An 18,288-nucleotide genomic window follows, 5' to 3' on the forward strand; every position below is an offset into this window, starting at 1 on the left:
CATAGATGGAGCTGATGTCGAGTCAGCGCAATTGAGCGGCACAGACATAAGGTTTTTCCTCTGGAGTGCTTCATATTCTATTGCCCACCCTCAGGTAGCTTCAGGGATTCCCGCAGCCCCCCACTTTTCCCGATGGATTAGCGAGCAAACCCCAAAAAAACTGTGTATGGTGCGCGCCAAATCTGCCGGGTACCCTTGGGTGCCGACTTCATACACTTAAAGGGAATTAGGTATGCGCTTGTTTCGCGTGACTTCGATTTTTTCGTTGTGGGCATTGGCGTTTTCGGTGACGGCGCAGCAGCTGCCGGTCGAGGTGCTGAGTGCGGTGGTCAAGGACCAGAAGATCGCCGATGCCGAAGTGCTGGTGCAGCGCAATGGTGCCCAGAGCGTTGTCGGTCGTACCAATGCTCAAGGCCAGGTGACCCTGACCACCGACTTCGCCGATGACCCCAGCAACCTGCTGATCATCAAGAAACCCGGCTACTCCAACCTGGTGGTCAAGTGCCCGTGCAGCGGCATGACCTACGCCATCAGCCCGGTGATGCAGAACCTCGACGGTCTGCGCGTGGTGCTGACTTGGGGCGCTACCCCTAGCGATCTCGATTCGCACATGATCTTCCCGGGCAACAACATCTACTTCCGCAACCAGCAAGGCGAAGATGCCCACCTGGACGTCGACGATATCGACGGCTACGGCCCGGAAACCATCACCCTGGAAAAGAAACACTACGGCGAAAGCTATGTGTACGCGGTGCATGACTACAGCAACCAGACTCGCCCGGAGTCCCGTCAGCTTGCCGCCAGCCAGGCCAAGGTGTTCGTGTACATGGGCCAGTCGCTGGTGCGCACCTACTACGTGCCACAGGATCGCAGCGGTAACCTGTGGACCGTGTTCCGCATGACCGGCAATGGCGACTTCCAGGACATCAACACCCTCAGCGGCGTGACCGTCGATGCGCAGGACGTGTTGAACGAAGTGTCGCCGTTGCTCGATGACAAAGTGGAAGTTGCCGCCGTTGCCGTCAGCAGCAGCGCACAAGCCGATGCGAAAACCCTGAACCGCAAGGGCGAAGAGGCTTACCACGCCGGTAACCTGCAGCAAGCCATCGACTTCTACCGTCAGGCCATCGAGCTGAACAACGGCTACGGTCAGGCCTACAGCAACCTTGGCCTGGCCTATCAGAAAGCCGGCAACACCGCCGAATCGATCTGGGCCAACCGCAAGGCCATTGCCCTCGCCAGCGGCAGTTCGGCGGCCACCGTGCGCGCCAGTTCCTACTACAACATCGCGCGTATCTACGAAGCGGCCGGCCAGTTCGCCGATGCCCTGCGTCACTATCAGTTGGCCAAGCAGCAGAAGGCCAACCCGGTGTATGACAAAGCCATCGAGCGTGTGCAAAACCGCTGATTCACGGGTGTTGATCTGACCCCCATAACGCGCCGTCCCACGGCGCGTTATGCATTTATGGAGGTTGTTATGCGGGTTCTGGTTGTTGCGTTGATGTTGTCCCTGTGGACGGCCGTTGCCCAGGCTGCCGGCCCGATGGTGTTCGCCACCATCGATCGCAGTAGCTGGCCGGGTTCATTGGCCACGCAAGCGGGCTTCGATACCGCCTCGCGCGCGGAAATCCTGATGTTCGGCAAGGCCCTGCTGGCCAGCGAGGCGCTGGACGATGCCAGCCTCAAGCAGCGCCTGGGCGTCAAGGCGCTGGACCATCATTCGGTCGAGCAAGTGCGCGAGCGTTTCTGGATACGCCTACTCAGCAGTTACCACAGCGCCAGCCAGGACTGTGAAGGCGCCGCCTTCTGCCCGCTGGTGCGTAACCTGGATGACTTGCGGCAACTGGCCCAGGGTTTCACCGGAACGGTCAGCCCGGCCTATGACGCCTGGGCCCAGGTGAGCCGCCAGTTTCATGAGCAGTACCTGAACGAACAGCTGCGCCTGGCGGCGTTGTTCCCGAAGATCAGCAGTGAGATCGAACGTTTCGACAGCGCCGAGCTGATGGGCGACGAGCTGGCGGACCGGCAGTTTCTGCTGACCTTCGACGACGGCCCGACGGCCGCGGGCGGCCATACCGATACGCTGGCCAATGTGCTGCGGGCCAACGATCTGCATGGCCTGTTCTTCGTGCTGGGCGAGCCGTTCCAGGCGCGTCTGCGCAAGTCGTCGCCGGCGCAAATGCGCGAGTTGTACAGCGGCCAGTGCGTTGCCCTGCATGGCTGGGAACATAAATCCCACAGCGCCTGGAGCGAATGGCAGCAGTCCATCACCCGTTCCGCGACCCTGGTGCGCGGCACGTTGCCGGATGACTACCAGCCGCTGTTCCGCCCGCCTTATGGCCAGCGCCAGAGTGACAGTGCGGCGTTCTTCAAGGCCCAGGGTATCAAGGTGATGCTCTGGGGCATCGACTCCCAGGACTGGAGCAAGAGCATCAGCGCCAGCGCGGCGAGCCAGCGGGTGCAAACCCTAATGTTGCTGTGGCGCCGGGGGATCATTTTGTTTCACGACATTCACAACAAGGCGCCTGCCGCAGTGCCGACGCTGATCGCCGCCAATAAGAGCAATGGCGTGAAGTGGGTGGATTGCCGCGCAACGCGGTAATAACACGATTTTTATCGCGAACCATCGGGTGCCTGGTGGTTCGTGATACACCCTGAAAAACTCTGCATAACCCCAGCCGGACAGCATTCTCCGCCTCCCTGTATCATCCCGTAGCCTTTCTTCCCCGACCTTTTCCCGACCCTGTGCCAGTCTGCAAGGCACGTCAGCGGTCAAAGGAGTGACAGCTTATGCACGACACCCTCGAACAGGTCTTCGGTTATCCACAGTTTCGTCCCGGCCAGGAGGCGGCGGTCAGCGCGGTATTGGCCGGGCGCTCGGCGGCGGCGATCTTTCCCACGGGCTCCGGCAAGTCCCTGTGCTACCAGCTGCCGGCCTTGCTGCTGCCACACCTGACCCTGGTGGTCTCACCGTTGCTGGCGCTGATGCAGGACCAACTGGCGTTTCTGCAGCGGCACGGCATCGCCGCGGCGAGCATCGATTCGGCGCAGAGCCGCGACGACGCCAACGAGGTCATGGCGCGGGCGCGCTCCGGTGAACTGAAGATCCTGATGATCTCGGTGGAGCGTCTGAAGAACGAGCGCTTTCGCAACTTCCTGCAGCAGGTGCGGATTTCCCTGCTGGTGGTGGACGAGGCGCACTGCATCTCCGAATGGGGCCATAACTTTCGCCCCGACTACCTCAAGCTGCCGGACTACCAGCGCCAGTTCAACATTCCCCAGGCCCTGCTGCTGACCGCTACCGCCACGCCCAAGGTGATCGCCGACATGCAGGCGAAATTCGCTATAGCCGAACAGGATGTAGTGACCACCGGTTTCTACCGGCCCAACCTCAACCTGCTGGTGGAACCGGTGCGTGGCCAGGACAAGCGCCGGCGCCTGGTGCAGTGGATGAGCGAGCGTCCCGGGCAGCCGAGCATCGTCTATGTCACCTTGCAGAAAACCGCCGAGCATATCGCCGAGCATCTGAGTCGCAACGGCATCCAGGCCCAGGCCTATCACGCCGGGCTGCCCCATGAGCAGCGCGAGGCCATCCAGCGTCAGTTCATGGCAGGCCAGTCCAATTGCATTGTCGCCACCATCGCTTTCGGCATGGGTATCGACAAGAGCGACATCCGCAATGTGGTGCATTTCGACCTGCCCAAATCCATCGAAAACTACAGCCAGGAAATCGGCCGCGCCGGGCGTGATGGTCAACCTTCCGACTGCCTGGTGCTGGCCAACCGCGACAGCCTCAACGTGCTGGAAAACTTCGTCTACGGCGACACGCCGGAGCTGGAAGGCATTCGTTGTGTGCTGGACGAGCTGCAGGGCGCGGCGCCCGACGGGCAGTGGGAGTTCCTGCTGGGGCCGCTGGCGGACCAGAGCAACATTCGTCAGCTGCCGCTCAAGACCTTGCTGGTGCAGCTGGAACTGCGTGGCCTGATCGCGCCGCGTTACGCCTACTTCGCCGAATACCGCTTCAAATTCCTCGAGGAGCCGGAAGTGCTGCTGGCACGTTTCGAAGGTGAGCGCCGAGAGTTCGTGGCGGCGATCATCGAGACCTCCAGCCGTGCCCGAACCTGGGCCACGGTGAATTTCGACGCGCTTTATCAGCAGCATCAGGCCGAGCGTAACCGAGTGGTGAAGGCCCTGGACTACTTCCAGGAAAAGGGTTGGGTCGAGCTGGAAAGCAAGCAGATGACCGAGGTCTACAACCTGCTGGAGACGGGCTTCGATGCCGCGACCCTGAGCCAGCAATTGCACGCCTATTTCAAGCAGCACGAAAGCAGCGAGATCGCGCGGATCCACGCGATGCTCGAACTGTTCGCCACCGAGCAGTGCCTGGGGCATCGCCTGGCGCAGTATTTCGGCGATGACCAGGCGCCGCAGCGGTGCGGGCATTGTTCGGTGTGCCACGGCCAGGTGGCCCGCCTGCCGGAGCCGCCAGCCTTGCCCGCGCTTGTGGATAAAAACTTCGACGCGCTGTGCGGTGAATTTATCCACAGGCACCAACAACACAGCGGTGCGACTCCGGGAGCGGAACGGCTGACGCGTTTCCTGTGCGGGATCAGCGTGCCGCTGTTCACCAAGCTCAAGGCGCGGTCGATCCAGGGTTTTGCAGTGCTCGAGGATTACCCCTACGCCGAAGTGCGCGATTGGGCCGAACATCACCTCAAAGCCTGATACGTGCTTGCCCGATCCATCCGCTGAATGCCGCTCATCACAGGAATAAATTTCAAAAATACCCTGGGCCTGATTATGGTGGTTTGCGTCTTCGAGCCACCTACAAGGGAGCCACTATGAGCCAGATCGAGATTCAGCGCGCCGCGGTGATCGGTGCCGGGACCATGGGCCGCGGGATTGTGATGTGCCTGGCCAATGCCGGGGTCGCGGTGCAGTGGGTGGACAACAATCCGCAGATGCTCGAACAGGCGCTGACAGCGGTGACCGAGACTTATGCACACAACGTGCGTCAGGGTCGGATCGATCAGGTGGAGGCCGACGCGCGCCGGGCCCGGGTAAGCGCAGCAGCGGATTATCCGGCGATTCGCGATGTGGACCTGGTGATCGAGGCGGTCTACGAAAACCTCGAGCTGAAGCAGAAAATCTTCCGCGAACTCGATGGCCTGCTCCAACCTCGGGCGATCCTGGCAAGTAACACCTCGGCGCTGGATATCGACGCCATCGCCGCAGTCACCCGGCGTCCGCGGCAGGTGCTGGGCCTGCATTTCTTCAGCCCGGCCCACATCATGAAGCTGCTGGAAATCGTGCGGGGCGCTGCGACTGCGCCGCAGGTGCTCGAGGCCTCGCTGGCGCTGGGCGAACGAATGGGCAAGGTCAGTGTGGTGTCCGGTAACTGCCCTGGCTTCATCGGCAACCGCATGTTGCGTACCTATGTGCTGGAGGCGCGCAAGATGCTGCTGGAAGGGGCTTTCCCTTATCAGGTGGATGCCGCATTGCAGGGCTTCGGTTTTGCCATGGGCCCGTTCCGCATGTACGACGTGGTCGGCATCGATTTGGAGTGGCGCGCCCGACAGCTGGCCGGCAAGGGCCAGGAGGCGCACGAAGTGCAGGTGGATAATCGCCTGTGCGAGGCGGGTCGGTTCGGCCAGAAGAGTGGCAAGGGTTATTACCATTACGAGCCCGGCAGTCGCCAGGCCGAGCATGATGTGCAGGTCGATGCCCTGGTTCAGGAGGTCAGCGAAGGCCTGGGCTACCGTCGTCGCGACATTGGTCCCGAGGAAATCCTCGAACGCTGCCTGCTGGCGCTGGTCAACGAAGGCGCGAAGATACTAGAGGAAGGCATCGCCGGTTCTGCACAGGATATCGACCTGGTGTACCTCAACGGTTATGGCTTCCCGGCAGACAAGGGCGGGCCGATGAGCTGGGCGGACCGGCAGGGGCTGGTGTCCATTCAGCAAGGGTTGCTGCGGCTGCAAGCCGAGTCGGGCGCGCACTGGAAGCCGGCGCGGTTGATTGACGAGCTGGTGCAGGCTGGCAAAGGGTTTGCCGATCACCGGGCCATCGGTTGAAATAGGCATCGCCTGATCGACCACACCATGGTCGCCTTCCAGACACCTTGCCTCCGAGATCTAGCCAATGACCGACCGCATGCCGCAACGCACCGACTACCGCCACTTCCAGCCCATCATCACGCGCTGGCACGACAACGATGTGTACGGTCATGTGAATAACGTCACCTACTACAGCTTCTTCGACACGGCGGTGAACACCTACCTGATCAAAGAGGGTGGCCTGGATATCCATGACGGCGAGGTGGTGGGTTTCGTGGTGAGTTCGGCCTGCGATTACTTTGCCTCGATCGCTTTTCCCGAGCGCATCGAGATCGGCCTGCGCGTCGGCAAGCTGGGCAACAGTTCGGTGCAGTACGAGCTGGCGGTGTTCAAGGCGGGAGAAACCGATGCCTGCGCGGCGGGGCGCTTCGTGCATGTGTTCGTCGATCGGGCATCGAACCAGCCGGTAGGGATTCCTGACAGTCTGCGTGCGGCGCTGGAACGCTTGCTGATGTGAAGCACAAAAAAGACCGCAGCCTTCAGGCGGCTCCTTGGAGTTCATCCCGGGGGTGATGAACCCTGCCTGGCAGGAGCTGCCGTCAGGCTGCGGTCTTTCGTGTCAGTAGGCTGCGACCGTTTCAGGTCTTAGTCGCGCCAGTGACGTTTGTGCTTGCGATGCCCGTAGGCATGGCCACGACCCGGGTGGCCGTCGCGGTAGTAGCGGCGGTCGTCGTCGTAGTCGCGATCGCGGTAACGGCGATCGTCACGATCGCTGGAGTTGCCCATGTGGTTACCCAGTGCGCCGCCGACGCCACCGCCCGCTGCTGCGCCGATCAGGCTGCCAGTGGTGCCCCCCACGCTGCGACCGACCACGTTACCGCCGGCTGCGCCCAGCGCACCACCGATAGCGGCTTCGCCACGGCTGCGTCTGTCGGCACCCACGGCACTGCCGCCCGCGCCGCCCAGTGCGGCACCGATGGTGGAACCGGTGTTACCACCAATCGATTGGCCGACGACCGAGCCTAGAACCCCGCCCAATGCGCCGCCCACACCTGCTTCAGTGGTGCCGCCGGCAGAGGCGATGCCGCTGACCAGGCCAAGGGACAACAAGAGAATCGAGGAGAACTTCATAGAGGAGCCTCAAAGGGATGACGGCGCGATCCTGAGGCTGTGTTGAGGCGCTTACAATCAAAATCCGACGAATAGCACGAGTTGTACACAATCTCGTAACTTGTTGTTTTTAGTAGGGAACTTATCTCGTTTTTGCGAGTCTGTAGCTACTTGGAAAAGGCTGCTTTTGGATGAAAGCGGCCTTTTTTGTGCCTGCGATTTCGTCGGTCAGGCCGACCGGGCCATGATCAAGCCGCTGTCGCTGGCCGCTTCCAGGCGGATCGCGACGAACTTCGAGGTTGGGGTGTAGCTGCCGTCCCCGATGCTTTCCAGCGGCACCAGCGGGTTTACTTCCGGGTAGTAAGCCGCGGCCTGTCCGGCCGGAATATCGAAGGCCAACAGGGTGAAACCCTTGACCCGACGTTCGCGGCCGTCATCCCACAACGAAACGATGTCGGCTTTCTGCCCCGGCTTGAAGCCCAGGCGGATGATGTCGGCTTCGTTGACGAACAGCACGTCGCGCTGGCCCTTCACGCCACGATAGCGGTCGTCCAGGCCGTAGATGGTGGTGTTGTACTGATCGTGGGAACGCATCGACTGCATGATCAGGTCCGGCAACTGCCCGGTGGCGCGGGTGCGCTCGTGCACCAGATCCTTGGGCAACAGGTTCGGGCGGAAATTGGCGCGGCCCGACGGGGTGTTCCAGCGCCGCGCGCCGGCCGAGTTGCCGAGGTAGAAGCCGCCAGGGTTTTTCACTCGCTCGTTGAAGTCCTTGAAGCCGGGAATGGTGTCGGCGATCAGGTCGCGAATGCGGCTGTAGTCGGCCACCAGCCAGTTCCAGTCCACCGGGTGGCTGCCCAGGGTGGCGGCGGCGATACCGGCGAGGATCGACGGCTCCGAACGCATCTGCGGCGACAGCGGTTGCAATTGGCCATTGGACGCGTGGACCATGCTGAAGGAGTCTTCCACGGTCACCGCCTGCGCGCCTTCGCTCTGCAGGTCGATGTCGGTGCGGCCCAGGCACGGCAGGATTAGTGCCTCCTTGCCGTGGGCCAGGTGGCTGCGGTTGAGCTTGGTGCTGATCTGCACGGTCAGGTCGCAGTTGCGCAGGGCCTGGAAGGTCCGCGGGCTGTCCGGGGTGGCCTGAGCGAAGTTGCCGCCCAGGCCGATGAAGACTTTCGAGCGGCCTTCGAGCATGGCGTGGATCGCCTCGACCACGTTATGGCCGTTCTCGCGCGGCACCTTGAACTGGAAGCGTCGCTCCAGGGCGTCGAGGAAGGCCACCGGCGGCTGTTCGTTGATGCCCATGGTGCGGTCGCCCTGCACGTTGCTGTGGCCGCGCACCGGGCACAGGCCGGCGCCCGGACGGCCGATATTGCCGCGCAGCAGCATCAGGTTGGCGATTTCCTGGATGGTCGGCACCGAGTGGCGATGCTGGGTGATGCCCATGGCCCAGCACATGATCACGTTCTTGCCCTTGGCGTACATGCGCGCCGCGCGCTCGATCTCCACCAGGGTCAGGCCGGACTGCTCGACGATCTCGTCCCATGGGGTGTCGTCGATGACGCTCAGGTAATCCAGCACGGCGGCGGTGTGTTCGTTGAGGAAGTCGTGATCGAACACCGACGGCGCGCCAGTCTTCTGGGCGTCGCGTTCCCATTGCAGGAGGAACTTGGCCATGCCGCGCACCACCGCCATGTCGCCGCCCAGGGCCGGGCGGAAGTAGGCGGTGTTGGTCGGCTTGTTGCCGTTGGTGAGCATTTCAATCGGGTGCTGCGGATGCTGGAAGCGTTCAAGGCCGCGTTCTTTCAGCGGGTTGATGCACACCACCTGGGCTCCGCGTTTCACTGCTTCGCGCAGCGGCTCGAGCATTCGTGGGTGGTTGGTACCGGGGTTCTGGCCCCAGACGAAAATCGCATCGGCATGCTCGAAGTCGTCAAAGGTCACAGTGCCTTTGCCGACGCCGACGCTCTGCGCGAGGGCCACGCCGCTGGCCTCGTGGCACATGTTCGAGCAGTCGGGGAAATTGTTGGTGCCGTAGGCGCGCACGAACAGCTGGTACAGGTACGCCGCTTCGTTGCTGGCACGGCCCGAGGTGTAGAACTCGGCCATGTCCGGGCTGGGCAGCGCTTGCAGGTGCTTGCCGATCAGGGCGAAGGCCGCTTCCCAGCTGATGGGCTTATAGCGATCGGTCTCGGCGTCGTAGCTCAGGGGCTCGGTCAGGCGGCCCTGGTATTCGAGCCAGTAGTCGCTCTGCTCCAGCAGCGAGCTGACACTGTGCTTGGCGAAGAACTTGCCATCCACGCGGCGTTTGGTGGCTTCCCAGTTCACCGCCTTGGCGCCGTTCTCGCAGAACTTGACCATGCCGCTTTCCGGAGAGTCGCCCCAGGCGCAGCCCGGACAGTCGAAACCGCCGTTCTGGTTGGTCTTGAGCATCATGCGGAGGTTTTTCAGTGCGTTGTCACTCGTCAGCCAGGCCTGGGCGACGCTGATGAGCGCGCCCCAGCCGCCGGCCGGGCCCTTGTAGGGCTTGTAGCGCGGGGTGGGTGTCTGGTCGGCTTGGTGATGAGTGGTCACGCTTGTTTCTCCATCGCAGGGCTATAGACCCGTGGCGCACTTTTTTGCGGCAGGTGAATGAGGTTGAGGTTGTGCCGGCGCGCCCATTGCAGGGCCAGGCCGGTGGGCGCCGACAGGCTGACCAGGGTCTGGATGCCGGCGCGCAGGACTTTCTGGATCAGTTCCAGGCTGCAGCGGCTGGTGACGATGGCCACGCCGCCGGCAGTGGTTATGTTCTGGCGGATCAACGCGCCGATCAGCTTGTCCAGGGCGTTGTGCCGGCCGATATCTTCACGGCCCAGCAGCAGCTCGCCCTGGGCGTTCATGAACACCGCGGCATGCACCGCGCCGGAATGCTGGCCCAGGGGCTGGAAGGCGCTGATGCGCTGGCGCAGGCCATCGAGCCATTCGGCCGGCGGCAACGGCGCGCCGGGCAGCACCTTGAGGTCCGGCAGGGCCTGCTCCACGGCTTCCACGCCACACAGGCCGCAACCGCTGGTACCGGCCAGTTGCCGGCGTTGCTGCTTGAGGTTCCAGAAGGCGCGGCTGGAGATCTGTACCTGTGCGTACTGGGCCGAACCGCTGCCGCTCAGTTGCAGGTCGTAGATGTCCGAGGCGTCGCCGATGATGCCGCTGCCGAGACTGAAGCCGACGATGAAGTCTTCCAGGTCGCTGGGGGTGACCAGCATCACGGCCTGGCTGATGCCGTTATAGGCGATCGCCAGCGCGACTTCCTCGGCGAGCGCGGTGCTGGCCGATTCCGTGTGGTCGAGGTTGCTGTAGCGGTAGTTCTGACTGGCGGCGGGCGCGGGCGTTTTCGCAGTGGGCGTCGCGCAAGCCGGGCGCTGGGGTTTCATGGGGCATCACCGGCGGAATATCCAGCCCTAAGACTAAGCGCGTCAATGTGTCGCGTCTAATTGCTAGTACTGATGTGCCGATAGATGCCGTCGATCAAGACTCGCTCGGTGATTTTTGCTGTAGGGCGAAGCATGCCTCGGCCAGGGCCGAGCGCGGTGCGCTGCGGCGCATGATCAGGCCCAGGTGCGCCAGGGTGTTGGCGTCTGCTATGGGCTGCAGGCGCAGGTGTTCGGTGAGGGCTTCCAGGCCGCCGTCCAGCGGCATGATCGCGCAGCACAGGCCGCCATGTACGGCTTGCAGCAGTTGATGCACGGCATCGGTCTGCAGCAGCGGTTGAGGGGTGAGGCCGCGACTGTGGAAGTTATGGTCGATGGACTGGCGAAAATGCATGCCGCTGGTCAGCATGCCCAGCGGCAGTTCGATCACGGCCTCCCAGCTCAGGGGCTGCTCGCCGAAGCTGAAGAAGCGTTGGTCGTAGAGCAGGCCCATGCGGGTTTCGCCGAGGGCCAGGGATTCGAAGCGTTCGCTGTCCAGGCGCTCCAGATAGGAAACGCCGATATCCAGGCGATTGCTCGCCAGCTGTTCGAGGATCTGCTCGGAACTCAGCGCCGACAACTCGAAGCGCAGGTTCGGGTGCGCCTGGTGCAGGCGCTGCATCAGTGGCAGCGGGTCGAAGCTCGACAGCGGTACCACTCCCAGGCGCAGGGTGCCGACCAGATTGCCGCGACAGGCGGCGGCCTCGGCCTGCAGTCCATCGTAGGCGGCCAGCACGCTGCGGGCCCAGGCCAGCACCCGTTCCCCCGGGGCGGTGAAGCCCTCGAAACGCTGGCCGCGGTTGACCAGCGGCAGCTCGAGTTCCTCCTCGAGGTTGCGCAGGCGCATGGACAGGGTCGGCTGGGTGATGTGGCAGCGCGCGGCGGCCTGGCCGAAGTGGCGGGTTTCGTCGAGAGCGATGAGGAATTTCAGCTGTTTGATGTCCATCTTCGCTTCCTGGGCGCGGGGGGAGGCGATTCTAGCGTGCTTGCCGTGCAGAGAGTCATTGGTCGATTTTGAACCTCGCCTCTCAGGGCTGGTCTAGTCTTTCGCGTCTGGACCTATTAAACCCAAGGAGTGTGCACCATGAGTATTTTTAGCTTTGTGAAAGAAGCGGGCGAAAAGCTTATCGATTTGTTGACGCCGGGTAATGCCAATGCGGGCGAACAGCTGAAGGAGCACATCGCCAAGGTCGGCCTGGGTAACCCCAACGTCCAGGCTACCGTGGAAGGCGACAAGGTCATCGTGACCGGCGAAGTGGCCAGTCAGGAAGAGAAGGAAAAGATTCTGCTGGCCGTGGGCAACATCGAAGGTGTCGGCAGCGTCGACGACCAGATCACCGTCACCGGTCCTGTGGCGGCTGCCGCGCGTTTTGTCACCGTGAAAAAAGGCGACACCCTCAGCGCCATTTCCAAGGCTGTGTACGGCGACGCCAACAAGTACAACAAGATCTTCGAGGCCAACAAGCCGCTGCTGTCGCACCCGGACAAGATCTATCCGGGCCAGGTACTGCGCATTCCAGAATGATTGCGTAACACCCTTCGCGGGCAAGCCTCGCTCCCATGGGAGCGAGCTTGCCCGCGATGCATTCATAGCCCCTCGATCAACTCTCGATAATCCCCCAGCGCGGCAAATTCCGCCGTGTCTTTCGGCCCCTTGCGGCTGTCCGGTTCACTCACCGCCAACAGATGGGCCACACCGAAATTCCGCGCGCTGCGCAGGATTGGCAGGGTGTCATCGATAAACAGGCTGCGTGCCGGATCGAAGTCGATATCCGCTTGCAGCGCGTCCCAGAACTGCGGGTTCTCCTTGGCGAAGCCGTAATCGTGGGAACTGATCAAACGTTCGAAATAGGGCGCCAGCTCGACTTTTTCCAACTTCAATGACAACGAGTCGCGGTGCGCATTGGTGATCAGCACCACGCGTTTGCCGGCCTGCTTGATCGCCGCGAGAAAGGTATCGGCGTCCGGGCGCAGGGAGATCAGGTGGGCGGTCTCCAGCTTCAGTTCGCGCACCGGCAACTTCAGTTCGGCGCTCCAGAAGTCCAGGCAATACCACTGCAATTGTCCGGCGTTACGCTCGAACAGCGGTTGCAGTTCCATTTCCGCCATGGCGCGGCTGACGCCATGCAGCTCGGCATAGCGCTGGGGCAGGTGCTCCATCCAGAAGTGGTTGTCGTAGTGCAGGTCCAGCAGGGTACCGTCCATATCCAGCAGAACGGTATCGATGTCGCGCCAGGGCAGTGAAGGCATGGAGAACGTCTCGAACGGTAGAAAGATATCCGACACAAACAATCGGGAAAGCCGCGTTATAGTAGCGCGTTCACGCCAAGGAGCCTTTGTATGCGCCAGAAACCCACCGTACTCGCCCGCGAGATCGTCGCCACCAGCCGTCTGTTTTGCGTCGAAGCGGTGCAGTTGCGCTTTTCCAATGGTGTGGAGCGCACCTACGAGCGCCTGGTGGGCAAGGGCGCGGGCTACGGCGCGGTGATGATCGTGGCGATGCTCGATGCCGATCATGCGGTGCTGGTCGAGGAATATTGCGGCGGTACCGACGCCTATGAGCTGTCCCTGCCCAAAGGCCTGATCGAGCCCGGCGAGGATGTGCTGGCGGCGGCCGAGCGCGAGCTCAAGGAGGAGGCCGGTTTTGGCGCGCGGCAGCTGGAACACCTGACCGAGCTGTCGTTGTCCCCCGGCTACATGAGCCAGAAGATCCAGGTGGTGCTGGCCACCGACCTCTACGAAGAGCAGCTGGAGGGCGACGAGCCCGAGCCGATGCGCGTGGACAAGATCAACCTGCGCGAGCTGTCGAGCCTGGCGCAGAACCCGCAATTCACCGAGGGCCGCGCCCTGGCCGCGTTGTACCTGGCCCGCGACCTGCTGACCCAGCGCGGCGCCTTTCAAGCATGAGCGAACAATCGATGAATTTTCCCCACCCGTTGCTGGCGCCGGTGATCGACCTGGCCTTGAAGGCCGGCGAGGCGATCCTGCCGTTCTGGCGCGCCAATGTCGCCGTCACCAGCAAGGCTGATGAGTCGCCGGTGACCGCGGCCGACCTGGCGGCCCACCATCTGATCGTGCAAGGCCTGACCGCGCTGGACCCGAGCATCCCGGTGCTTTCCGAAGAAGACGCCGATATCCCTCAAGACGTGCGTGCCGGCTGGCAGCGCTGGTGGCTGGTGGACCCGCTGGACGGCACCAAGGAATTCATCTCCGGCAGCGAAGAGTTCACCGTCAATATCGCCCTGATCGAACAGGGGCGGGTGGTGTTTGGCGTGGTGTCGATGCCGACCAGCGGTCGCTGCTATTTCGGCGGCGCCGGCCTCGGTGCCTGGCGCGCGGACAAGGGCGAGGCGCCGGTGGCGATTCGCGTGCGTGACAGCCTGACGGCGGGTGAAGCCTTCACCGTGGTCGCCAGCCGTCGGCATACCAGCCCCGAGCAGGAACGTTTGCTGGCCGGGCTGAGCGCGACCCTGGGCGAGTTGCAACTGGCGAACATCGGCAGCTCGTTGAAGTTCTGCCTGCTGGCCGAAGGCGCGGCGGATTGTTATCCGCGATTGGCGCCGACTTCGCAGTGGGACACCGCGGCGGCCCAGGGGGTGCTGGAGGGTGCTGGAGGCGAGGTGCTGGATCTGAGTGGCGCGCCGTTCTGCTACCCGGCGCGGGAGTCGCTGCTCAATGGCTTCTTCCTGGCGCTGCCGGCCAAGGCCGCATGGCGTGGACGCTTGCTGGAGCTGGTGCGGGGCTGATCTTTGTAGCCGCTGGCGCAGCCTGCGATCGGCTGCGCAGCAGTCGTAAAACTGTCAGCGCGGTGTGTCAGACGGAACATCGTCAATCGATTTACGGCCGCTTTACGCCCGATCGCAGGCTGTGCCAGCGACTACAGGTTCACCGGTGCAACACGTATTGCCCGGTAAAGCGCACCGCATCGTCATCGCTGCCGGCATTCACCACCCGGGTGTGCAGGATCAGCCGCGCGCGACCGTAGCGCTCATACATAGTCACGAACCTGTGCCACACCTCTTCGCTCGGCGCGGCGCAGATGGCCGTGGCGTCGCTGGTCACCGGCAGCGGGTAGCTGATCTGCCCTTCCTGAATCACGATGTGCCCGTCGTCGATCCCCGCTTCTTTCAACCTCAGGTGCAGCCAGCCCCAGCCGGCCAGTACCGCGCCGCAATACAGGCTGCCGCCGAACATGGTGCTCTTGTGGTTGACGTTGGCTTCCAGCGGCAGTTGCAGGCGCAGCTCATGTTCGCGCCAGTCGAGCACTTTCAGGCCCATGTCCCGCGTCAGGGGAATGTCGTGATGGAGGATGGATTCCAGGTGACGACTGTCGCGGTTCATGCAGGGCCTCGGTTGTGAAGGTGGTGCTTTAACAAGATTAGTCGGCATCGCTCAATCGATATCGTCGCCGCTAGAACTGGCGCCGCTGTCGCCGAAGCTCAGGCCGTGTTTGCGCAGTTTGTCATGCAGGGTCTTGCGTGGAATACCCAGGGCTTCGGCGAGGCTGCGCAGCGAGTTGTGGGAGCGGGCCAACTCGGCGGCGATCAGGCTCTTTTCGAAGTTTTCCACCTGCTCGCTCAGGCCGCCCTCGACCACCGTCGGCGCCGGCTGCGAGGAGCCGCCATCCGCCGCGCTGTTGTCCAGGGCCAGTTCCAGGCCGAGGGCGAAGCGTTCGGCGGCGTTCTGCAGTTCGCGCACGTTGCCCGGCCAGCTGTGGCGCAGCAGCAGGGCGCGCTGTCCCGGTTGCAGTTCGTGGGGCGGCAGGCCGTGGCGGGCGCTGGCCTCGTCGGCGAAATGCTGGAACAGCAACAGGGCGTCTTCGCCGCGTTCGCGCAAAGGTGGAATACGCAGCGGCGCGACATTCAGGCGGTAGTACAGGTCGGCGCGGAAGCGTCCCTGGTCGGCCGCCTGGCGCAGGTCTTCCTTGGTCGCGGCGATGATGCGGATGTCCAGCGGGATCAACTGATTGCCGCCCAGGCGCTCCACCACCCGCTCCTGCAGCATGCGCAGCAGCTTGACCTGCACGTCCAGGCTCATGCTTTCGATTTCATCGAGGAACAGCGTGCCGCCGTTGGCGAATTCGAACTTGCCGATGCGGCGCTTCTGCGCGCCGGTAAAGGCCCCCGGCTCGTGGCCGAAGAGTTCGCTTTCGACCACCGATTCGGCCAGGGCGCCGGCGTTGATCGCCACGAACGGACCGTTGCGTCGGCTCGACAGGTCGTGCAGCGCCCGTGCCACCACTTCCTTGCCGGCGCCGGTCTCGCCGAGGATCAGCACGTCGGCCTTGGTCGCCGCCAGGGCGCCGATCTGCTCGCGCAGACGCAGCATCGGCGCGGACAGCCCGACCAGCCGCGCGCTGAGCTCCTGGCGGTCGCTCAGGGCCAGGCGCAGGCTGCGGTTGTCCAGGACCAGGCGGCGCAGGGCCAGGGCCCGGCGCACACTGTCGAGCAGGGCATCGCTGGCGAAGGGTTTCTCCAGGAAGTCATAGGCCCCGGCGCGCATCGCCTGCACCGCCAGCGGCACATCGCCGTGGCCGGTGATCAGCAGCACCGGCAGCTCAGGGTCCTGGCCGTGCAGTTCGCTGAGCAGTTCGAGGCCGTCCATGCCGGGCATGCGGATGTCGCTGACCACTACGCCCGGCCAGTCGCGTTCCAGGCGCGCGGCCAGGCCCTGGGCTTCGCCCAATGGCAGGATCTTCAGCCCCGCCAGGTCCAGGGTCTGGCTCAGGGCCTGGCGCAGGTGCGGATCGTCGTCGATCAACACCACCTGCACGTCACTGGTGATCGGTGTACTCATACGCTGCGGTCCTCGGACGGTTGCAGGCTCACTCCCGGCGCGCCGGCGCGCAGCCGCAGGGTAATCAGGGCGCCGCCTTCGCGGTGGTTGGAGAACGACAGTTCACCGCCAAAGGCGCGCATCAGGGTGTCGCAGATCGCCAGGCCCAGGCCAAGGCCCTGGGTACGGGTCTTGGTGGTGTAGAAAGGCTCGCCGGCGCGGCCCAGGGCCTCCATGCAGAAGCCCGGACCGTTGTCGCGAATGTACAGATTGACGCCCGTGGCGGTGGATTCGGCACTCAGCCAGAGTTTGCGCGGCGGGCCTTTTTCGGTCAGGGCATCCAGGGCGTTGGCCAGCAGGTTGCCGAGTACCTGGCGCAGGCGCGTCTCCCCGGCCTCGACCCACAGGGTGGCCGCTGGCAGGTCGCGGATCAGCTCCACTTCCATCGCCCGTCGGCGCTTGGCCAGCAACGCCAGGGCATCGTCTAGCGCCGGTTGCAGGGCAACGCTTTCCGGCGCGTGGCGGTCGCGGCGGGCAAAGGCGCGCAGGTGGGCGATGATCGAGGCCATGCGCCCAGTCAGTTCGCTGATCAGCTTGAGGTTGCCGCGGGCATCCTCGGTGCGCTGGTGGTCCAGCAGCACCTCGGCGTTTTCCGCGTAGCTGCGGATCGCCGCCAGCGGCTGGTTGAGTTCATGGCTGATGCTCGCCGACATGGTGCCCAGGGCCGAGAGCTTGCCGGCCTGCACCAGGTCGTCCTGGGCGCGCACCAGTTCCTGCTGGGCGTGCTCGCGCTCCAGCACTTCCTGCCTGAGGCGGCGGTTGAGGCCTTCCAGGTCGCTGGTACGTTCGGCCACGCGCATTTCCAGCTCGCGCCGGGCCTTGGCTTCGAAGGCGATGCGCTCCAGGTAGTGGCGACGGCGCTGCATCATCAGCCCGAGCAGCAGCATCAGCACCAGCAGCGTGGCGCCGCCCACCGCCACCACCGTGCGCACCGGGCGGTCGATCAGAGTGCGCGGGGCAAGGATGCTCACGCTCCAGCCGGTTTCGTCGATCTGCCGGGTCTGGGTCAGCCAGGCGCTGGAGTCGAGGTTCAACGGCCGTGGATCGCGGGTCGGGTAGGGCTGGATGGCGACTATGGCCTTGCTTTCGTCTTCGCTCAGCGGGCGGGTCGAGCGGAAACGCCATTCCGCCCGCGAGGTGAGAATCACCACGCCATTGTGGTCGGTGACCACCAGTTGCTCGGGGGTCTTGCCCCAGAGGCTTTCGGTGTGGTCCAGGTCGACCTTGACCACCAGCACGCCGATGATTTTCTCGCCCTTGCGCACGGCGGCGGCGAAGAAATAACCGCGCTTGGCCGAGGTGGTGCCCAGGCCGAAGAAACGCCCCAGGCGCCCGGCCATGGCCTCGCTGAAATACGGGCGGAAGGAGAAATTGCGGCCGACAAAACTGTCGTGCTTGTCCCAGTTGGACGCCGCCAGGGTGTTGCCGGAGGTGTCCATCAGGTACATCACTTCGGCCCCGGTCTGGGCACTGATGTTTTTCAGCAGGCGGTTGGCGTTGCCCTGGGTCACGCCGTCGTCCGGCGCACCGAGGACCGCGCGCAGTGCCGGCAGCTCGCCGAGAATCTGCGGCAGCACTTCATAGCGGTGCAGGGTGCCCAGCAGGTTGGCGACGTAGAGGTCGAGGGTCTGGCGGTTCTGCCCCGCCAGTTCGCTGCGGTAATAACGCTCGGCCAGATGCTCCAGCGGCCACAGCAGCGGCGCCAGGCACAGGGCCAGCAAAGCCAGGCTACGCCAGCGGGGGCGTCGGGGAAGGGGTGGAGTCATGGGAGCGATGCGCCTGTGGGTACAGGCGCATTATGCCTAGGCCTGACCGGCAAGACACAAGCATCGCTGACG

The 18,288-nt window shown here is 63.7% G+C and carries 16 protein-coding genes; 8 read left to right on the plus strand and 8 right to left on the minus strand.

The genetic code is table 11. The annotated features are described in order from the left end of the window. Positions 1 to 232 precede the first annotated feature (232 nt). The 5 genes from C4K38_RS01520 to C4K38_RS01540 all read left to right on the plus strand — a co-directional run bounded on the left by C4K38_RS01520 (position 233) and on the right by C4K38_RS01540 (position 6,573). On the plus strand, positions 233 to 1,408 hold the full coding sequence (locus C4K38_RS01520; protein ID WP_009046468.1) for a tetratricopeptide repeat protein: 1,176 nt from the start codon (positions 233 to 235) through the stop codon (positions 1,406 to 1,408). Between the two features lie 69 nt (positions 1,409 to 1,477). Then, complete coding sequence (locus tag C4K38_RS01525) at positions 1,478 to 2,602, plus strand: polysaccharide deacetylase family protein (RefSeq protein ID WP_053277006.1); 1,125 nt, start codon at positions 1,478 to 1,480, stop codon at positions 2,600 to 2,602. Positions 2,603 to 2,790: 188 nt separating this feature from the next. Then, positions 2,791 to 4,725: a RecQ family ATP-dependent DNA helicase gene (locus tag C4K38_RS01530; RefSeq protein ID WP_053277007.1), complete on the plus strand. Its 1,935-nt coding sequence runs from the start codon at positions 2,791 to 2,793 to the stop codon at positions 4,723 to 4,725. Positions 4,726 to 4,841: 116 nt separating this feature from the next. Beyond that, complete coding sequence (locus C4K38_RS01535) at positions 4,842 to 6,074, plus strand: 3-hydroxyacyl-CoA dehydrogenase (RefSeq protein ID WP_053277008.1); 1,233 nt, start codon at positions 4,842 to 4,844, stop codon at positions 6,072 to 6,074. Between the two features lie 67 nt (positions 6,075 to 6,141). Beyond that, a complete protein-coding gene (locus C4K38_RS01540; protein WP_053277009.1) occupies positions 6,142 to 6,573 on the plus strand; it encodes an acyl-CoA thioesterase in 432 nt (143 codons plus the stop codon). Between the two features lie 128 nt (positions 6,574 to 6,701). Here the strand turns inward: C4K38_RS01540 and C4K38_RS01545 are convergent, their stop codons facing one another. The 4 genes from C4K38_RS01545 to C4K38_RS01560 all read right to left on the minus strand — a co-directional run bounded on the left by C4K38_RS01545 (position 6,702) and on the right by C4K38_RS01560 (position 11,561). Continuing rightward, a complete protein-coding gene (locus C4K38_RS01545; protein ID WP_053277010.1) occupies positions 6,702 to 7,187 on the minus strand; it encodes a glycine zipper domain-containing protein in 486 nt (161 codons plus the stop codon). 207 nt (positions 7,188 to 7,394) lie between these two features. Further along, positions 7,395 to 9,743: an FdhF/YdeP family oxidoreductase gene (locus C4K38_RS01550; RefSeq protein WP_053277011.1), complete on the minus strand. Its 2,349-nt coding sequence runs from the start codon at positions 9,741 to 9,743 to the stop codon at positions 7,395 to 7,397. Further along, positions 9,740 to 10,579, minus strand: coding sequence for a formate dehydrogenase accessory sulfurtransferase FdhD (gene fdhD, locus C4K38_RS01555; RefSeq protein WP_053277012.1), 840 nt, complete (start codon positions 10,577 to 10,579; stop codon positions 9,740 to 9,742). Before fdhD ends, C4K38_RS01550 begins: the two co-directional genes overlap by 4 nt. A gap of 94 nt (positions 10,580 to 10,673) precedes the next feature. Then, the gene (locus C4K38_RS01560) at positions 10,674 to 11,561 is read right to left on the minus strand and encodes a LysR family transcriptional regulator (protein WP_053277013.1); all 888 of its coding nucleotides are present in this window, start codon (positions 11,559 to 11,561) and stop codon (positions 10,674 to 10,676) included. A 138-nt stretch (positions 11,562 to 11,699) separates the two neighbouring features. Between C4K38_RS01560 and lysM the strand changes: the two genes are divergently transcribed. Continuing rightward, positions 11,700 to 12,140 carry a peptidoglycan-binding protein LysM gene (lysM, locus tag C4K38_RS01565; RefSeq protein ID WP_009041716.1) on the plus strand — a complete coding sequence of 147 codons (441 nt, stop codon included), beginning with the start codon at positions 11,700 to 11,702 and terminating at the stop codon, positions 12,138 to 12,140. A gap of 62 nt (positions 12,141 to 12,202) precedes the next feature. Here the strand turns inward: lysM and yrfG are convergent, their stop codons facing one another. Continuing rightward, the gene (yrfG, locus tag C4K38_RS01570; RefSeq protein ID WP_016702576.1) at positions 12,203 to 12,865 is read right to left on the minus strand and encodes a GMP/IMP nucleotidase; all 663 of its coding nucleotides are present in this window, start codon (positions 12,863 to 12,865) and stop codon (positions 12,203 to 12,205) included. A 90-nt stretch (positions 12,866 to 12,955) separates the two neighbouring features. Here yrfG and nudE point away from each other — a divergent pair, with 90 nt between their 5' ends. Both nudE and cysQ read left to right on the plus strand, forming a co-directional pair. After that, positions 12,956 to 13,522 carry an ADP compounds hydrolase NudE gene (gene nudE / locus C4K38_RS01575; RefSeq protein WP_053277014.1) on the plus strand — a complete coding sequence of 189 codons (567 nt, stop codon included), beginning with the start codon at positions 12,956 to 12,958 and terminating at the stop codon, positions 13,520 to 13,522. 11 nt (positions 13,523 to 13,533) lie between these two features. Next, a complete protein-coding gene (gene cysQ / locus C4K38_RS01580) occupies positions 13,534 to 14,361 on the plus strand; it encodes a 3'(2'),5'-bisphosphate nucleotidase CysQ (RefSeq protein ID WP_053277015.1) in 828 nt (275 codons plus the stop codon). 139 nt (positions 14,362 to 14,500) lie between these two features. On the opposite strand, the gene C4K38_RS01585 is transcribed toward cysQ, so the two are convergent. The 3 genes from C4K38_RS01585 to C4K38_RS01595 are packed head-to-tail and all read right to left on the minus strand — an operon-like array spanning position 14,501 to position 18,216. Then, positions 14,501 to 14,956, minus strand: coding sequence for a YiiD C-terminal domain-containing protein (locus tag C4K38_RS01585; RefSeq protein ID WP_053277016.1), 456 nt, complete (start codon positions 14,954 to 14,956; stop codon positions 14,501 to 14,503). A 51-nt stretch (positions 14,957 to 15,007) separates the two neighbouring features. Beyond that, the gene (locus tag C4K38_RS01590) at positions 15,008 to 16,411 is read right to left on the minus strand and encodes a sigma-54-dependent transcriptional regulator (RefSeq protein WP_053277017.1); all 1,404 of its coding nucleotides are present in this window, start codon (positions 16,409 to 16,411) and stop codon (positions 15,008 to 15,010) included. Further along, a complete protein-coding gene (locus tag C4K38_RS01595; RefSeq protein WP_023970035.1) occupies positions 16,408 to 18,216 on the minus strand; it encodes a sensor histidine kinase in 1,809 nt (602 codons plus the stop codon). The genes C4K38_RS01590 and C4K38_RS01595 overlap by 4 nt, the downstream gene beginning before the upstream one ends. Positions 18,217 to 18,288: the final 72 nt, after the last annotated feature.

The sequence above is a fragment of the Pseudomonas chlororaphis subsp. piscium genome (assembly GCF_003850345.1).
Lineage (GTDB): Bacteria > Pseudomonadota > Gammaproteobacteria > Pseudomonadales > Pseudomonadaceae > Aquipseudomonas > Aquipseudomonas piscium.

Coding starts and splice junctions, on each gene's coding strand:
- C4K38_RS01520 (WP_009046468.1), top strand. CDS start 233: ATGCGCTTGTTTCGCGTGACTTCGATTTTTTCGTTGTGGGCATTGGCG.
- C4K38_RS01525 (WP_053277006.1), top strand. CDS start 1,478: ATGCGGGTTCTGGTTGTTGCGTTGATGTTGTCCCTGTGGACGGCCGTT.
- C4K38_RS01530 (WP_053277007.1), top strand. CDS start 2,791: ATGCACGACACCCTCGAACAGGTCTTCGGTTATCCACAGTTTCGTCCC.
- C4K38_RS01535 (WP_053277008.1), top strand. CDS start 4,842: ATGAGCCAGATCGAGATTCAGCGCGCCGCGGTGATCGGTGCCGGGACC.
- C4K38_RS01540 (WP_053277009.1), top strand. CDS start 6,142: ATGACCGACCGCATGCCGCAACGCACCGACTACCGCCACTTCCAGCCC.
- C4K38_RS01545 (WP_053277010.1), bottom strand. CDS start 7,187: ATGAAGTTCTCCTCGATTCTCTTGTTGTCCCTTGGCCTGGTCAGCGGC.
- fdhD (WP_053277012.1), bottom strand. CDS start 10,579: ATGAAACCCCAGCGCCCGGCTTGCGCGACGCCCACTGCGAAAACGCCC.
- C4K38_RS01560 (WP_053277013.1), bottom strand. CDS start 11,561: ATGGACATCAAACAGCTGAAATTCCTCATCGCTCTCGACGAAACCCGC.
- lysM (WP_009041716.1), top strand. CDS start 11,700: ATGAGTATTTTTAGCTTTGTGAAAGAAGCGGGCGAAAAGCTTATCGAT.
- yrfG (WP_016702576.1), bottom strand. CDS start 12,865: ATGCCTTCACTGCCCTGGCGCGACATCGATACCGTTCTGCTGGATATG.
- nudE (WP_053277014.1), top strand. CDS start 12,956: ATGCGCCAGAAACCCACCGTACTCGCCCGCGAGATCGTCGCCACCAGC.
- cysQ (WP_053277015.1), top strand. CDS start 13,534: ATGAATTTTCCCCACCCGTTGCTGGCGCCGGTGATCGACCTGGCCTTG.
- C4K38_RS01585 (WP_053277016.1), bottom strand. CDS start 14,956: ATGAACCGCGACAGTCGTCACCTGGAATCCATCCTCCATCACGACATT.
- C4K38_RS01590 (WP_053277017.1), bottom strand. CDS start 16,411: ATGAGTACACCGATCACCAGTGACGTGCAGGTGGTGTTGATCGACGAC.
- C4K38_RS01595 (WP_023970035.1), bottom strand. CDS start 18,216: ATGACTCCACCCCTTCCCCGACGCCCCCGCTGGCGTAGCCTGGCTTTG.